General features: G+C 72.0%; 13 protein-coding genes and 3 pseudogenes. 7 read left to right on the top strand and 9 right to left on the bottom strand.

The features are described from left to right. Positions 1-106: 106 nt before the first annotated feature. From BJF79_RS10585 to BJF79_RS66695, 4 genes and pseudogenes are all read right to left on the bottom strand, one after another. A pseudogene (locus BJF79_RS10585) lies at positions 107-1,401 on the bottom strand (DUF58 domain-containing protein). After that, the gene (locus BJF79_RS10580) at positions 1,401-2,354 is read right to left on the bottom strand and encodes an AAA family ATPase (protein ID WP_075896715.1); all 954 of its coding nucleotides are present in this window, start codon (positions 2,352-2,354) and stop codon (positions 1,401-1,403) included. Before BJF79_RS10580 ends, BJF79_RS10585 begins: the two are co-directional and overlap by 1 nt. Before the next feature lie 186 nt (positions 2,355-2,540). Next, positions 2,541-3,692, bottom strand: a complete 1,152-nt coding sequence (locus tag BJF79_RS10575) for a DUF4350 domain-containing protein (protein WP_083733324.1) — start codon at positions 3,690-3,692, stop codon at positions 2,541-2,543. Beyond that, the gene (locus tag BJF79_RS66695) at positions 3,686-4,009 is read right to left on the bottom strand and encodes a DUF4129 domain-containing protein (protein WP_075896675.1); all 324 of its coding nucleotides are present in this window, start codon (positions 4,007-4,009) and stop codon (positions 3,686-3,688) included. Before BJF79_RS66695 ends, BJF79_RS10575 begins: the two co-directional genes overlap by 7 nt. On the opposite strand from BJF79_RS66695, the gene BJF79_RS57160 reads away from it, so the two are divergent. Continuing rightward, positions 3,923-4,300 carry a hypothetical protein gene (locus BJF79_RS57160; RefSeq protein ID WP_187356983.1) on the top strand — a complete coding sequence of 126 codons (378 nt, stop codon included), beginning with the start codon at positions 3,923-3,925 and terminating at the stop codon, positions 4,298-4,300. The two genes, BJF79_RS66695 and BJF79_RS57160, sit on opposite strands and share 87 nt — an antisense overlap. A 79-nt stretch (positions 4,301-4,379) precedes the next feature. On the opposite strand, the gene BJF79_RS10560 is transcribed toward BJF79_RS57160, so the two are convergent. Then, positions 4,380-5,462: a glycerophosphoryl diester phosphodiesterase membrane domain-containing protein gene (locus tag BJF79_RS10560; protein ID WP_075896671.1), complete on the bottom strand. Its 1,083-nt coding sequence runs from the start codon at positions 5,460-5,462 to the stop codon at positions 4,380-4,382. Between the two features lie 484 nt (positions 5,463-5,946). Between BJF79_RS10560 and mtrA the strand changes: the two genes are divergently transcribed. The 4 genes and pseudogenes from mtrA (at position 5,947) to BJF79_RS59280 (ending at position 10,170) form a co-directional block, all read left to right on the top strand. Further along, a complete protein-coding gene (gene mtrA / locus BJF79_RS10555; protein ID WP_075896669.1) occupies positions 5,947-6,624 on the top strand; it encodes an MtrAB system response regulator MtrA in 678 nt (225 codons plus the stop codon). A gap of 135 nt (positions 6,625-6,759) precedes the next feature. Further along, a pseudogene (gene mtrB / locus BJF79_RS10550) lies at positions 6,760-8,396 on the top strand (MtrAB system histidine kinase MtrB). Next, positions 8,393-9,217, top strand: a pseudogene (locus BJF79_RS65430) (GerMN domain-containing protein); the annotation flags it as partial. The pseudogenes mtrB and BJF79_RS65430, both read left to right, overlap by 4 nt. Next, the gene (locus tag BJF79_RS59280) at positions 9,214-10,170 is read left to right on the top strand and encodes an LpqB family beta-propeller domain-containing protein (protein ID WP_262401830.1); all 957 of its coding nucleotides are present in this window, start codon (positions 9,214-9,216) and stop codon (positions 10,168-10,170) included. The pseudogene BJF79_RS65430 and the gene BJF79_RS59280, both read left to right, overlap by 4 nt. 108 nt (positions 10,171-10,278) lie before the next feature. Here BJF79_RS59280 and BJF79_RS10540 read toward each other — a convergent pair whose 3' ends face one another. The 4 genes from BJF79_RS10540 to BJF79_RS10530 form a co-directional block, all read right to left on the bottom strand. Next, positions 10,279-10,482 carry a DUF397 domain-containing protein gene (locus tag BJF79_RS10540; RefSeq protein WP_075896667.1) on the bottom strand — a complete coding sequence of 68 codons (204 nt, stop codon included), beginning with the start codon at positions 10,480-10,482 and terminating at the stop codon, positions 10,279-10,281. A gap of 24 nt (positions 10,483-10,506) precedes the next feature. Then, positions 10,507-10,626, bottom strand: a complete 120-nt coding sequence (locus BJF79_RS66690; RefSeq protein ID WP_410050071.1) for a Scr1 family TA system antitoxin-like transcriptional regulator — start codon at positions 10,624-10,626, stop codon at positions 10,507-10,509. Between the two features lie 14 nt (positions 10,627-10,640). Beyond that, the gene (locus BJF79_RS10535; RefSeq protein WP_083733322.1) at positions 10,641-11,525 is read right to left on the bottom strand and encodes a helix-turn-helix domain-containing protein; all 885 of its coding nucleotides are present in this window, start codon (positions 11,523-11,525) and stop codon (positions 10,641-10,643) included. 451 nt (positions 11,526-11,976) lie between these two features. Then, a complete protein-coding gene (locus BJF79_RS10530; protein WP_075896665.1) occupies positions 11,977-12,183 on the bottom strand; it encodes a DUF397 domain-containing protein in 207 nt (68 codons plus the stop codon). Between the two features lie 606 nt (positions 12,184-12,789). Between BJF79_RS10530 and BJF79_RS59275 the strand changes: the two genes are divergently transcribed. Both BJF79_RS59275 and hpf read left to right on the top strand, forming a co-directional pair. After that, the gene (locus BJF79_RS59275) at positions 12,790-13,152 is read left to right on the top strand and encodes a ComF family protein (RefSeq protein WP_262401821.1); all 363 of its coding nucleotides are present in this window, start codon (positions 12,790-12,792) and stop codon (positions 13,150-13,152) included. A gap of 690 nt (positions 13,153-13,842) precedes the next feature. Beyond that, the gene (gene hpf, locus BJF79_RS10520; RefSeq protein WP_075896663.1) at positions 13,843-14,502 is read left to right on the top strand and encodes a ribosome hibernation-promoting factor, HPF/YfiA family; all 660 of its coding nucleotides are present in this window, start codon (positions 13,843-13,845) and stop codon (positions 14,500-14,502) included. Positions 14,503-14,506 lie beyond the last annotated feature (4 nt).

Genomic DNA, 14,506 nt, shown 5'->3' with positions numbered 1-14,506 from the left:
GGCCGATCGGCCCCGCCGGGGTCCGCAGCCGCTCGCAGGGCCGGGGACGGCCCCCGGCCCGTGCCCGAGTGCCGCACGGCGCCGCTCGTCCACCGCGCGGCCGTCTTCAGAGCCGTCCGGCGGCCTTGAGGGCCAGGTAGGCGTCGGCGAGGGCCGGCGCGATCTCCTCGGGTCGAGCGCGTCCACGACCTCCACGCCGTGCCCGCGCAGTTCCGCGGTGAGCCGACGGCGTTCCCCCCGCGCGCGCTCGGCGGCGGCCGCGTCGTACACCGACGCCAGGTCGCCGCGACCGGCGGCCATCTCCCCGACCCGCGGATCCGACACCGCCGCGATCACGACCAGGTGGCGGGCGGTCAGCTGAGGCAGCAGCGGCAGCAGCCCCTCCTCGATCGCCGCCGTGTTCAGCTCGGTGAGCAGCACGACCAGGCACCGCTGCCGCACCCGCGCCAGCAGCGTCGACACCATCCCGGCGGCGTCGCATTCGAGCAGTTCCGGCTCCAGCGGCGCCATCGCGTGCACCATCGCGGGCAGCAGGTCCGTCCGGGACGAGCCCTCCACCCGGGCGCGGACCCGCCGGTCGTAGGCCAGCATGTCGACGCGGTCGCCCGCCCGGGACGCCAGCGCGCCCAGCAGCAGCGCCGCGTCCATCGAGCAGTCCAGCCGCGGGACGTCGCCGACCCGGCCCGCCGCCGTCCGCCCGGTGTCCAGCACGAGGTAGATCCGCCGGTCCCGCTCCGGCCGCCACGTCCGGACGACCACGTCGGCGCGGCGCGCGGTGGCCCGCCAGTCGATCGAGCGGACGTCGTCGCCGTCCACGTACTCGCGCAGCGAGTCGAACTCGGTGCCCTGCCCGCGGATCTGCGCGACGTGCGCGCCGGTCAGCTCCCGCAGCCGCGCCAGCTTCGCGGGCAGGTGGCGGCGCGACGGGAACGCCGGCAGCGCCCGCACCGTCCACGGCGCCCGCCGCGACAGCTGCCGCGCGGCCAGCCCCAGCGGGCCGACCGAGCGCACCACGACCGTCACGGCCTCCCGGTCGCCGCGCCGGGTCGGGGTGAGCGTCAGCTCCACGCGGCGCCGCTCCCCGGCCGGGACGTCCACGTCCGCCGTCCGGGGCGCCGCCCCCGCGCTCGGCGGCCACACGTCCCGCAGCCGGGCCTTCAGCCGCCGCCTGCCGAGGTTCTCCACCGTCAGCGTCACCCGCGCCGACTCGCCCAGCCGCACCCGCGCGTCGCCCGACCGGTGGAACCGCAGCACCCGCACGTTGCCCGCGAGCGCCAGGTCGGCGGCCACGCCGAGCAGCAGGACGCCCCACAGCGCGAACAGCGTCCACCAGCTCGGCAGCAGGATCGGGACGAGCGCGCCGAGCAGCGCCAGCAGCCCCAGCCGTCCGGTCAGCGCCATCAGCGCGGCGCGGGGACGTGGGCGAGGATGCCCTCCAGCACGCCGTCCGTGGTCGCGCCCTCCAGCTCCGCCTCCGGACGCAGCGCCACGCGGTGCCGCAGCGTCGGCCGGGCGAGCGCCTTCACGTCGTCCGGCGTCACGTAGTCGCGGCCCGACAGCCACGCCCACGCGCGGGACGTCGCCAGCAGCGCCGTCGCGCCGCGCGGCGACACCCCGAGCTGCAGGGACGGGGACTGGCGGGTGGCGCGGCACAGGTCCACCACGTACGCGGCGACCTTGGGGTCGAGGTGGACGGCGCGCGTCGCGGCCCGTCCGGCGGCGAGTTCGGCCGCGCCCGCGACCGGCTTGACCTCCGACAGGTCGCGCGGGTCGAACCCGGACGCGTGCCGCTGCAGCATCGAGATCTCTTCGTCCCGCGTGGGGACGGGCACGGTCAGCTTGACCAGGAACCGGTCGAGCTGGGCCTCGGGCAGGGGGTACGTGCCCTCGTACTCGATGGGGTTCTGCGTCGCGCACACGACGAACGGGTCGGGCAGGGGGCGCGCGGAGCCCTCCACCGAAACCTGCCGTTCCTCCATGGCCTCCAGGAGGGACGCCTGGGTCTTGGGCGGGGTCCGGTTGATCTCGTCGGCGAGCAGGAGGTTCGTGAAGACCGGCCCCTCGCGGTACTCGAACTCTGCGGTGCGGTTGTCGTAGACGAGCGAGCCCGTCACATCCCCCGGCATCAGGTCGGGAGTGAACTGCACGCGCTTGAAGTCCAGGTCGAGCGCCCGCGACAGCGTCTTGATCAGCAGCGTCTTCGCGGTGCCGGGGACGCCCTCCAGCAGCACGTGCCCACGGCACAGCAGCGCGATCACCAGGCCCGTCACCACGGAGTCCTGCCCGACGACGGTCTTGGCGACCTCGCCGCGCAGCGCCGCGAGCGCGGCCCGGGCCGTCTCGGACTGCCGCAGCGCCTCCGCGGAGGGCCGCGCGGCGTCGGGCGGCGTGTCCTGCACCGCCGCGGGCCCGGTGCCCGGCTCGTCGCCGGGCCAGCCGCCCTTTCCGAGGTCAACAGGGTGGTTCACGACTCGCGTACCTGCCTTTCCAGGTCGTCGAGGACGTCGGCGAGGGCGAGCAGCCCGGCGTCGTCCACGGGTTCAGGACCGTACAGGGCACCGCCCACGACCGCCTCCGGATGGGAGGTGCGGCCCGCGACGGCCGGGACGATCTGCTGCGCGGCGGCCGGGTCCTGTGCGGCCGAGCGCGGCAGCCCCAGCAGCGGGACGAGCCGTTCGCGAGCGCCGCGCGCAGTGCGTCCGCCGCCCGGTCGCGCGGGTGCGGCTCGCGCGGTACAGGCGGGCGCGGCCCTCGACCGTCTCGGCGGAGCGGACCACGACCGGCAGCGCCTCCGCGACGACCGGGCCGAGCCGCCTGGCCCGCCACAGCGCGACCAGCAGCACCGCGACCAGCAGCTCCAGGAAGAACAGCTTCACCCCGAACGGGAGCAGATCGGTCAGCGACTTCCCGCCCGCAGCGGTGCCGGGCTCGGGAAGCTCCGGCATCAGCCACACGGTGTGGCGGCCGAACCCGGCCAGGTTGATGCCGAGCGCGGCGTTGCCCTCCTCGTCGAGGGTCTCGTTGATGAGCGGAGCAGTCGACCCCAGGACGGTGACGGTCTTGTCGGGCTGCCGGACCTGTACCAAGCGCGCGCCGCCCGCTTCCGGGTAGCAGGCGTCCGTGCCGCCAGACGGGGCGCCGGGTTCGATTTCGTAGAGGAAGGACTCGTTGAACGAGACCGGACCCGCCAGGCGCGTGGCCAGGAGGTCGCAGTCGGGGGTGTCCACGTCGGAGAACGTGTTCGCCACCAGACCGACACCGGGGGCCAGGTCGTTCAGCACGTAGGACGTGGGCTGGACGAGAAGTAGGTTCGCCTGGGACGCGCGCAGGATCGTGAGGTCCTCGTCGGTGAGCCGCTCCGTGTGCGTCACCACCAGCGTGGTGCCCGGGTTGTACCCGACCATGGACGGGTCCACGTTCCGTGCGATCTCCACCCTGGTGCCGTTCTGCGCCAGGATCGCGGCGAGCGCCCGGCTGCCCTCCGGCTTCGGCGACTCCGGATCGAGCGTCGTCGCCGACGTCGACGGGCGCAGCGCGGCCAGGATCACCGCGATCACCCCCATGGCGAGGAGCGCCGCCAGGATCCCGCGCGACGCGCGCCAGCGGCGTCCCGCGACCTGCCGGGCGGACGGCTCGCCCGCCGCCGCGCCGGTTCCGGCGCCCGGTCCGGCGGGCGGTGCCTGCATCACCATCGCGGCCCCCCATCCTCGTCGGCCTGCCCGGCCGGGACGGGCCCGTCGGACTCCAGCGGCGCCGGACGGGCCGCGCGCAACCGGTCGTCCAGGTCCTTGACCTGCGCGTACCCGTCGGCGGTGCCGGGACGGTCGCCGTACCAGACGTCGTCGAAGGTCCGCACCGCGGCGCGCAGCGCGTCCGCGAGCACGGCACCGCCGCGCCCGCCTCGCCCGCCAGCTCGTCGGCGGTGCGGCCCGGCCGCGGCCCGAGGACGGCGCGTTCCTCCAGGTCGCGCGCCACCGCGCGGATCCGCGCGCGGATCGCCTCGGCCCACCGCCCGGCCGCCGCGAGCCGCTCGGCGGCCGTCCGGTGGTCGAGCGCCGTCGCGGGCCGCGTCTCGTCCAGCAGCGCCCCGCGCCGCGAGCGCGGGTTGCGGCGCCCCCACATCAGCCAGGCGGCCAGCGCGATCGCGGCCGCCAGCACCAGCACGATCACCAGGATCGAGAGCATGCCGCTGCCGCTGCCCTGCGGCTCGCCGCCCGGCGCCTGGTTGAGCAGCTCGCGCAGCCAGTCCTGGAAGTCGTGCCACGTCCGTTCCAGCCAGGAGGGTTCCTCCCGCTGGTAGATCTGCTTCTCCAGCTCGCGGCGGGCCATCTCCCGGGCCTGCTCGCGGTCGGCCGGATCGAGGAGCGAGGAGCCGAGCATCAGAGAGTCGCCCCCGTTTCGTTGGCGGGACGCCACAGTGCGATGAAGGGGTCTTCTTCGCTTTCCTGCGCATCAAGGCTCTGGCGGGTGTCCTTGGAGGAGGAAGCGGAGGAGGCCGTCCGCTGCATGCGCACTTCCAGGTCGAATCCCTCCCGGCGCATCCGCTGGTCCATGTAGAGCATCGCGATGACGCCCGCGTCGAACGGCAGCACGACCGACCACGCCACGATCCGTCCGGCCGTGTCGACGGCCAGCGCGCCCAGCGTGTCGCCGCCGTCCCCGAAGAACACGAGCTGCGCCACGATGAAGGGGATCCGCAGGGCGAAGAGCCCCATGAAGACGGTCACCAGCAGGGCCAGGAGGAGCGCGCCGCACAACCGCCACCAGCGGCCCTTCGTGAGGGCCCGCGCGCGCTTGAGCGCACCCCCCACGGTGCGTCGCTCCAAGACGACCGCGGGAACCGCCTGCACCAGCAGCACGTAAAGCCACACCATCAGAGCGAACCCGACGGAGAACCCCAGGATCGCGGCCGCCACCACCAGCGCCGGGTGCGCCCCGGCCGCGGCCAGCAGGACGAACGGGACGACCGGCACCGCGACCGCGAGCAGCGACACGCCCATCACGGTCGCCGCGGTGCCCACCAGCCGTCCCAGCACCGGACGGGCGTCGCGGAGCGGGGAACCGGCGCCGCGGTGCGGAGACCGGTCGTCGCGCGGCGGCCGCGGCGGGACCGGCATGCCCAGCAGCTCCCGCCCCAGCAGCGGCGCCAGCAGCCCCGCCAGCAGCAGGATCCCGAACCCCGACAGCACCAGCAGCAGCACGTTCAGCGTCGCCTGCGCCCCGAGCGAGCTCAGCAGGACGTCCGGCGTCGTCTCCTCCCGGGCGTCGTCGCCGATGAAGAAGAACGCGACGATGGACCCGGCCACCTGGATCACCGCCGCGACCGTCGCCGACATCCCCAGGATCACCCGGGGGCGGCGCCGGATCCCGGCGATCACGCCGTCCAGCAGCTCCGAGATCGACATGGGGCGGAACGGGACGGCCTCCTCCACGGCGGCGTCCCGGCCGTCCGGTCCCGGCATGGCGGCTCCCTGCGATCTCGGCGACGATCTGCGGCGATCTGTTCTGCGATCTCTGCGGCGGGCCCGGCGGGCACGTGCGGGGCGAGGGCCCGGTGCCTCCACCGGGTGCGTCCACCGCGTGCGTCCGGTCAGGTCATCCTGTCATGGCCGCAATGCCGGGTTCACCGTCATCGCAGGGCCCGGACGGCGATCCGCCCCGCGACACGCCGAACCCGGTGTTGAAATCCGCCGATTCCGGGCCGTTCCCGCGCCGTTTTCCACAGCCCCCTTGACAAACCCGGCACTGTATAAGGAGCGCATAAGGCGGTGCCCCGCCGCGAGGCGAGGGCGGCGCCGGGCGCCGGACGCGCGGCCACCCGGCTCCGGGGAGTCATGTACGAGGCAAACGCAGGTAACCTGGCACGCCAAGGCATATCTCTCCGCGGCTAGGTGGGAACCGGCGCGTCGCCTTACTCCACCGAACCCCGACTTTGCGATGAGGGCCATGAGAGGACGTGTACTGGTCGTCGACGACGACCTCGCGCTCGCCGAGATGCTCGGCATCGTGCTGAGAGGCGAGGGCTTCGAGCCCTCCTTCGTGCACGACGGCGACAAGGCGCTCGAGGCGTTCCGGGAGACCCGCCCCGACCTCGTGCTGCTGGACCTGATGCTGCCGGGCGCCGACGGCATCGACGTCTGCCGGCAGATCCGCGCCGAGTCGGGCATCCCGATCGTCATGCTGACCGCCAAGAGCGACACCGTCGACGTCGTCCTCGGGCTCGAATCGGGCGCCGACGACTACATCGTCAAGCCGTTCAAGCCCAAGGAGCTGGTCGCGCGCGTGCGCGCGCGCCTGCGACGCACCGACGAACCCGCGCCCGAGACCCTGCAGATCGGCGACATCACCATCGACGTCGCCGGGCACTCGGTCAAGCGCGGCGACCAGCACATCCCCCTCACCCCGCTGGAGTTCGACCTCCTGGTCGCCCTGGCCCGCAAGCCGCGCCAGGTCTTCACCCGCGAGGTCCTTCTCGAGCAGGTGTGGGGCTACCGGCACGCCGCCGACACCCGCCTGGTCAACGTGCACGTCCAGCGGCTCCGCGCGAAGATCGAGAAGGATCCCGAGCGCCCGGAGATCGTCGTGACCGTGCGCGGTGTCGGCTACAAGGCCGGACCCGCCTGAGGTGCCCGCCTGACCCACCGCCGGTTCGACTCCCCACCGGCCCGATCCCTCCGGTGACACGACGATGATCCTCCGTTCGTCCGGCCGTCCGACCGGCCCCCCGCCCGGTACCGCGCGTCGCCCCGCGGGCTCCTCATGAACGTCTCCTTGAGGAGCGCGGGGCGGTTCGCGCGGCGGATCCTGGGCACCCTCCGACGGCTCCTGCGCGGAGCCGTCCGCCAGGCGTTCACCCGCTGGCGCCGCTCGATCCAGGTACGGGTCGTCACCTCGACCCTGTTCATCTCCGGGATCGTCGTGGTGATCCTGGGCGCGTTCCTGATGCAGCAGGTGTCGTCCGCGCTGATGGAAAGCAAGGTCAAGGCCGCCCGGCTCCAGTTGGACGAGGGCCTGGGCCAGGTCCAACGCGACCTGGGGAACTCCTCGGGGAACGGCAGCAGGCTGAACTCCACGATCGACCGGCTGCGGTCGAGCAGCGGACCGTCCGGCCTGTACGAGGTGTACATCCGCGACACCAACGAGCAGTACTTCGACGGGTACGCCACCAACGAACTGCGCGAGGCGAGCGTCCCGAAACGCCTCCGCGAGGAACTCGCGAACGCCCCCGCGGGCACCCGCGCCTACACGTACGGCGAACTCTCGTACATCGGCGACCGTCCGTCCGAACGCGGCCTCATCGTGGGCGGACGCACCGGCCAGTTCGAGCTGTACTACCTGTTCTCCCTGGAGCAGGAACAGGAAACCCTCACCACCGTCGAACGCTCCCTGGTCGGTGTGGGGATCGTCCTCGTCCTCCTCCTGGCCGCGATCGCCTCCCTGGTGACGCGCCAGGTCGTCATCCCCGTCCGGCTCGCCGCGCAGGGCGCCCAGCGCCTCGCCGCCGGACGGCTCGAAGAGCGCATGCGGGTCCGGGGCGAGGACGACCTCGCCCGCCTCGCCCGCTCGTTCAACGAGATGGCCGAGAACCTCCAGGAGAAGATCCGCGAACTGGAGGACCTGTCGCAGGTGCAGCGCCAGTTCGTCTCCGACGTCTCGCACGAGCTGCGCACCCCGCTCACCACCATCCGCATCGCCGCCGACATGCTCTACGAGAACCGCGACACCTTCGGCGACGCCGCCGTCGGCCGCTCCGCCGAACTGCTGCAGAGCCAGCTCGAACGGTTCGAGGCCCTGCTCGGCGACCTGCTGGAGATCAGCCGGCACGACGCCGGCGCCGCCACCCTGGACGCCGAGTCGCTCGACATGCGCGACCTCGTGCTCCGCACCGTCGGCGACATCCAGGGCCTCGCCGAACGCAAGGGCAGCAAGGTCGTCCTCCAGTTGCCCGGCGAACCCTGCATGGCCGAGGTCGACCGCCGCCGCGTCGAGCGGATCCTGCGGAACCTGCTGGTCAACGCCGTCGAACACGGCGAGGGCGAGGACATCGTCGTGTCCGCCGCGGCCGACCGCGACGCCGTCGCCGTCGCCGTCCGCGACCACGGCGTCGGACTGAAACCGGGGGAGGGACAAATGGTCTTCGACCGCTTCTGGCGCGCGACCCCGCGCGCGCACGCACCACCGGCGGCACCGGCCTCGGGCTGTCCATCTCCCGCGAGGACGCCCAGCTCCACGGCGGCTGGCTCCAGGCGTGGGGCGAACCGGGGCACGGCTCCCAGTTCCGGCTGTCGCTGCCCCGCGTCGCGGGCGAGGAACTCCGCGGCTCCCCGCTCCCGCTCGTCCCGCCCGGTGCGGGCGACGCCCGTCCCGTCTTCGCGGAACTGGAGGCCGGCGAATGAACCGCCTGCTCGGCCTCACCATGCTGTGCGCCGCCGTCCTGGTCTCCGGCACCGGCTGCGCCGGCGTCCCCAGCGGCGGCCAGGTCGTCACCGGCATGCCCGCCGAACGCGCCGAACGCGTCGACGACCCGTACGTCCGGCTCGTCCCCGTCGAACCCGACCCCGAATGGGGCCCGGCCGAGATCGTCTCCGGTTTCCTCGCCGCGTCCGCCGGTTTCGACGACGACCACCGGGTCGCCAAGGAGTACCTCGGCGCCAAGACCCGCTGGGACCCCGGGCCCCGCCCGTTCGTCACGGTCCTGGCGGACCGGATCATCGCGCCCCAGGTCGTCCAGGCCGAGGGCGGGCAGGCGACCGTCCGGATCACCGGCGAGCAGCTGGGCACCATCACCTCCGACGGCCAGTACACCGCCGCCCCCAAGGACCTCGACGTCACCTTCCAGCTCGCCAGGACCGCGCAGGGCCCCTGGCGGATCACCGGCCTGCCCGGCGGCGACAAGGCCGGCCTGATCCTCAGCAAGGACGACGTCGAACGCGCCATGCGCACCGTCAACCTGTACTTCTTCGCCCCCGATCGGCACACCCTCGTCCCCAACGGGATCTTCCTGCCGGTCGTGAACCGCCAGACGCTCCCCACCCAGCTCGTCCGGGCGCTCCTCAGCGGCCCCACGTCCTGGCTGAACGGCGCCGTCCGCAGCGCCTTCCCCGCCGGGACCGAACTGCGCGGCCCCGTCGCCATCGACAACGACGTCGCCACCGTCGACCTCACCGAGGCCGCCCACGGCGGCGACATCGAACGCATGTCCGCCCAGCTCGGCTGGACGCTCCGGCAACTGTCGGAGATCCAGCGCTGGCGGCTGCGCATCGACGGCGAGACCGTCACCGCCGACGGCATGGGCTCCACCCAGTCCGTCTACGCCTGGCCGGAGAACTCGCCGGACGGCCCCGACGCGAAGGACAAGGGCCACCAGAACGCCTACCTCGTCGGCGAGTCCGGCGCCCTCGGCACGCTGCGCGGCGACCGCCCCCACCCCGTCGCCGCGACCGTCGGGCACCTGTCCCGCCCGGCCGTGTCGCCCGACTACGGGGAGGTAGCCGGGCTCAGCCAGGCCCGCGACCGGCTCGTCGTCGCCGCACCCGTCACGAACGCGGCCGTCCCCCGCGTCCTGCTGACGCCCGCGACGGCGCCCGCTTCACCGCACCGTCCTGGAGCCCCGACGGCACGCTGTGGACGGTGGAGAGCACGTCCGAGGGGTCCGACCTGTGGGTGCGCCGCCCGGGCCAGGGGGCCGTCCGCGCCGCCCACTGGGGCCTCAGCGGACGCGAGGTCCTCGCCTTCCACGTCGCCCGCGACGGGGTCCGCGCCGCCGTGATCGTCCGCATCGACGGCCGTCCCCAGGTGCAGATCGGCCGCATCGCCCACGCCCCCGACGGCACCCTGGACGTCGGCGCGTTCCTCCCCGTCAGCTCCGAACTCCAGGACGCCGTCGACATCGCCTGGCGCGACTACGGCACCCTCGCCGTCCTCGGCCGCGCCAAACGCGACTCCCAGACGCTCCCGTTCCTGATGCCCGTGAGCGGCAGCGCCATCACGTCCCTCGGCGTCGGCTCCCTCGGCGAACCCGAGACGATCACCGCCGCCCCCGGCGCGCCCGTCCTCATCGGCACCCGCGCCGCGGGCGAGCAGAAGATCTGCCGCCAACGCTCACCCGCGAACACCTACAGCCCCTGGATCTGCTCCACCGCGGGCCGAGACCCCTCCTACCCCCGCTGACCCGAACCGCCGTGCCAACGACCGTCAGGTCGAAAAGACGCGTATAAGCAATTTCTTCGCAAATCGCGATGCCCCGGCCGGCGGAGAGGCGGCGAGTAGACGTCTAACTCACGATAGATCGAACCGACCGCCACGCACATCGGATACGAATTGAACCCAAGCTTCTGGTCTGCACGAGAGATGGTTTGTGTCTGGGGCTTTGCTGTCGCGTACTCCGATGGTCGCTACCAGTCCGGCCACCTCAACACACTCCCCGGTGCCGCCGCTATAGCTGCTCTTCCGCCACCGCACCTTGGTTGGCCTTGCGTCCATGAGGGGCGGCTCCCTTCGGGTGAACTAAATCGTATCTGCCGCGAGGGAGCGGATTAGTGCTCGGGTGTCCTTGGGGGAGAGCGCCGCTGCTCGGAGGCGGTCGAATGCGTCGCTGTAGGTGTTGAGGTCCTCCGGTTCCTTCATGATCAACGCACTGGTCATGGTCTCGATGTAGACGGCCCCAACTCGTTCGGTGCGGGAAATCCATAGAGCCAGAATGACCCGACCATCGCCGGATGCTCTCCGGCTGAGAACGGGAGAACCTGAAGTTCGACGTTGCCCCTGCTGCGCTCTTTGGTGAGGCTCCGCAACTGAGTCGCCATGATCGCGTTGCTTCCGACAACATGGCGGATCGCCGACTCGCTGAGGACGACCCAGAGCCGGGGTGCCTCCTTTTCTTCCAGGAGTGCTTGGCGCGCGAGCCGGATTTCTACGCGCTCGTTGACGATCTCCTGTGAGTCCGTGGGGCACGCCGCGCGGATCACGGCATGTGCATAGTCCGGTGTCTGAAGGAGACCAGGGATGAGCGCCTGTGAGTAGGCGCGGATCAAGGAGGCTTCGGTTTCGATGCCGATCATGGTGCGGGTTTCGGTCGGCAGGGTCGTCGTGTACGACTCCCACCACCCTCGCTCCTTCGAGCGGCGCGCCATCTCCACGAGTTCGCGAACCTGCTGAGGGTCATCTACCCCGTAGAGGTCCAGAAGCTTCCGGACGTCTGCCGCGCTGATCCCGATCTGCCGGTTCTCGATGCGTGACAGCTTCGACCCGGGCCAACCGAGCCGTCCCACAACCTCTGTGATCGACATCTGCAGGTCGGTCCGTATTCGTCGTAGTTCGGAAACAAGCGGCCCCGGGCCGGTGATGGCACACCGCGTCCCAGGGCCTTGGCTCGGCTGCGGAGGAGTCGAACCCTGAACAACGTATGAATCCCCCACCTCCTTCGAGGCGTGGCGGCCGGTGGCGCGCAGCGCCGGAGGTAATCGTCCGCCGGGTGCGCCTGCCGGCCGATCTGGCGGCGGCGCCGGTGGAACTGGGGTGGGCATCGCGGCCGGTCCTGGAAGTGAACGGCGGCGTGGCGTTGTCGGCGGTCATCGGCCGTCGCATCGTGACAGTGGCGGCGGTGCAGGACGGGCGGGGCTCGTGGGCCTACGCCTGGGGCGGGTCGGTGCGATACCCGGCCGGCGCGGACGCCGAGATGACGCGGCGGGCGGCGTTGGCGCTGGCCGGGGCGCGCGGTGACGGCGGCGCTGTAGGGCGGCGGAAGCCGCGAGCGGATCCCGGCCGCGAACGGTCCACGCCTGGACGGGTGCAAGCGCGGGGCGCGTTCATGCGCCAAAACCCCTGGTACTCGCTGACCCGACCAGCAGGAACCCGGTCGGTGAGGGTGATCGCAACGGCGCCGCCCCCGCAGCGAGCCCAAACTGGTCGGGAAGCAAGAAGAGCCTCCGCCGACGAGACGGTCAGAGGAAGCACTCGGCGGGTGGGCGCCCTAGCTCACGAAAGGTCGAACCGGCCGTCTCGCACTTCGGCGACGAGCGCTGCCCACATGTCCGAGGTCAGGGACAGATGTCCCCTCTCCGGGGCTTTGCTGTCGCGGAGACCGATCTTCGCTGAGAGGTCGGCGACTTCCACGCAGTTGCCGTTCTGCCCGCTCCGCGAACTCTTGCGCCATGCGGCACGGGACACGGTCATGGAATCCATCCCGCACGCCCTTCCAGTCGGCGTCATCTGGTTGCATCTGCCATGCGCCGGATCAGTGTTACAGACTCGTCCTACCTGCGAGCAGGTGTTGCCGAGGGGTGGTGATACCTGCGGGAGCGGGCGGATGACGGCTTCCAGTATTGCGCCCACTTGGTGGCTGACCTGCGGAAATGCCCACGCCATGAACGAGGTCGGGGCGAGTTATCCACAGGCAGAAGAATTCCTGCCCTCCCCGCGACCGGCCGGGCATCGTCGATGACATGAACCTGCTGACGACGATCCTCGACATGGTCCTCCCCGAGAGCTGCGCGGGCTGCGGCCGTCCGTCCGTCCTCCTCTGCTCCACCTGCCTCCTACCCCTCCAAGCCCCCGCCCGCCGAGGCCCCGCGCCCCAAGGCGTCCCACGCCCCTTCACGGTGGCCGTCTACGAGGGGCCCGTGAAAGCCGTCCTGTCCGCCTACAAGGAGCAAGGCCGCGCCCGCCTGGCCACTCCGCTGGGCGAAGCCCTGGCCACCGCGATCCAAGCCGCCCTCCCCAAACCACGACCCACAACCACCTCTGGGGCGGGCCCCGAGCCTCGTAAACGGGGCCCCGACAACCGTGTGGGTGGTGTGGGTGCCTTCGGGGCGGCGGGCGCTGCGGCGGCGGGGGCGGGACGCGACGGAGGACGTGGTGCGGAAGGCGGTGCGGCGCCTGCGAGCGGAAGGTGCGGCGCTCACGGCGGTGCACGCACTCCGCCAACGTCGTGGGGTGGCCGACCAGGCGGGCCTCACGGCGGCGCAGCGGGCGGCCAACCTGCGGGACGCCATCGTGGTGCGGGTACCGGTGGCCGGGCGGCGGATCATCCTCGTGGACGACCTGGTGACCACCGGGGCGTCGCTCTCCGAAGCGTCCCGGGCCCTGCGCGCGGCGGGAGCGGAGGTGGTGGGGGCGGCCACGGTGGCGATGACCCCGCGACGTCGTGGGTGAATGGTGACTTTCTTCACGTATGACCGAAAAATCGGTAGGTAGTTACCTAGCGTGTTCGGTCTCCGGCATGGACGGACGCCGTCCCCGGGAGCCACGGAAGTGAAGCTCGCCGAGAGGAGTAGAAATTACGCAAACTCACCGACGGGCCAGGGTGATCTGACCTGCGGCGGAGACAGGCGCGCGAACCCCGTGCCCAGGGGGGATCACGGCTCGTGACAGCGCTCCGGAGGGCTCGCGGGACGTTGCTGCGGCGATCACCGATGACGGACCGTGAGTTTTTCCTCGCTCCACCCCCCTGACATTCGAGGCGTAAGGGGTTAGCGTTCTTGACATGGCACCCGCCCGGGTCCGTGGTTGCGTCGGATCGCAGCGTTCCTTGGGAACGCGGCAGACGATCCGGCTAGCCGATGCCAGGCGCAGGCGAAACGGCCCACGTAAGGCGACTTCTCGTCGACCGATCACGGTGCGCCTTAGAGGTAAGTCCTGCCCCGTCGGGGGATCCGACATCCCCCGAACCGGGAGAAGGGCAGTAGTGGCGAGAGCGCCGCGAGCCCCTCAGCAGGCGGATGTGGGGACGAAGACCAGGTCGGCCGGGCGGGTGCGACCCACCGTGCTGTGGCGCCCGGACCGGGGACGTCAGGGCCCCCGGTCCGGGCGAAAAACGCAACCGGGCGAAGGGGGGAGTCCCGCGTGGACATCACCGTGAGGGGCCGGCACACCGATGTGGGCGACCGGTTCCGCCGGCACGTCGACGGCAAGCTGGCCAAGATCGAGCGGCTCAACCAGAAGGTCATCCGCGTGGATGTGGAGGTGTCGGAGGAGCACAACCCGCGTCTCGCCGACCAGCGCGAGCGAGTGGAGCTGACGATCCGCTCCCGGGGCCCGGTGATCCGGGCCGAGGCGGCGGCCGACGACCGTTACGGCGCGCTCGATCTGGCGCTGGACAAGCTCGAGTCGCGGCTCCGCCGCGACGGTGAGCGCCGCAAGAGCCACGGCGGCAAGGCGCGCGCCAAGCTCGCGACGATGGAACCGATCCCGGAACCGCCGCTCCCCGCGCCGGAACCGGCGCCGCGCACGGAACCCACGGCCGTCCAGGAGCGGCCCGATCCGGAGACCGCGGTCTCGACGGACGAGAACATCGTCCCGATCCCGATGGAAGGCGACGGGCCCGTCGTCGTCCGCGAGAAGTTCCACCGGGCCGAACCGATGGGCATCGAACAGGCGCTGTTCGAGATGGAACTCGTCGGGCACGACTTCTACCTGTACCGGGACAAGACCGACGGCCGCCCCTCGGTCGTCTACCGGAGAAGAGGCTGGGACTACGGAGTGATCAGGCTCGTCGAAGAGTGATGCG

Origin of the sequence: Actinomadura sp. CNU-125 (assembly GCF_001942465.1) — a bacterium.
In the GTDB taxonomy this organism is placed as follows: domain Bacteria; phylum Actinomycetota; class Actinomycetes; order Streptosporangiales; family Streptosporangiaceae; genus Spirillospora.
The sequence above is the reverse complement of the archived record's forward strand: the minus strand, read 5'-3'. Positions and strand labels throughout refer to the sequence as shown.

What these genes read in the sequence shown, in the direction of transcription:
- mtrA (WP_075896669.1), top strand. Translation starts at nt 5,947, where the DNA reads ATGAGAGGACGTGTACTGGTCGTCGACGACGACCTCGCGCTCGCCGAG.
- BJF79_RS10535 (WP_083733322.1), bottom strand. Translation starts at nt 11,525, where the DNA reads ATGCCCACCCCAGTTCCACCGGCGCCGCCGCCAGATCGGCCGGCAGGC.
- BJF79_RS10530 (WP_075896665.1), bottom strand. Translation starts at nt 12,183, where the DNA reads ATGGATTCCATGACCGTGTCCCGTGCCGCATGGCGCAAGAGTTCGCGG.
- BJF79_RS10560 (WP_075896671.1), bottom strand. Translation starts at nt 5,462, where the DNA reads ATGCCGGGACCGGACGGCCGGGACGCCGCCGTGGAGGAGGCCGTCCCG.
- BJF79_RS10540 (WP_075896667.1), bottom strand. Translation starts at nt 10,482, where the DNA reads ATGGACGCAAGGCCAACCAAGGTGCGGTGGCGGAAGAGCAGCTATAGC.
- BJF79_RS66690 (WP_410050071.1), bottom strand. Translation starts at nt 10,626, where the DNA reads ATGAAGGAACCGGAGGACCTCAACACCTACAGCGACGCATTCGACCGC.
- BJF79_RS10575 (WP_083733324.1), bottom strand. Translation starts at nt 3,692, where the DNA reads ATGGTGATGCAGGCACCGCCCGCCGGACCGGGCGCCGGAACCGGCGCG.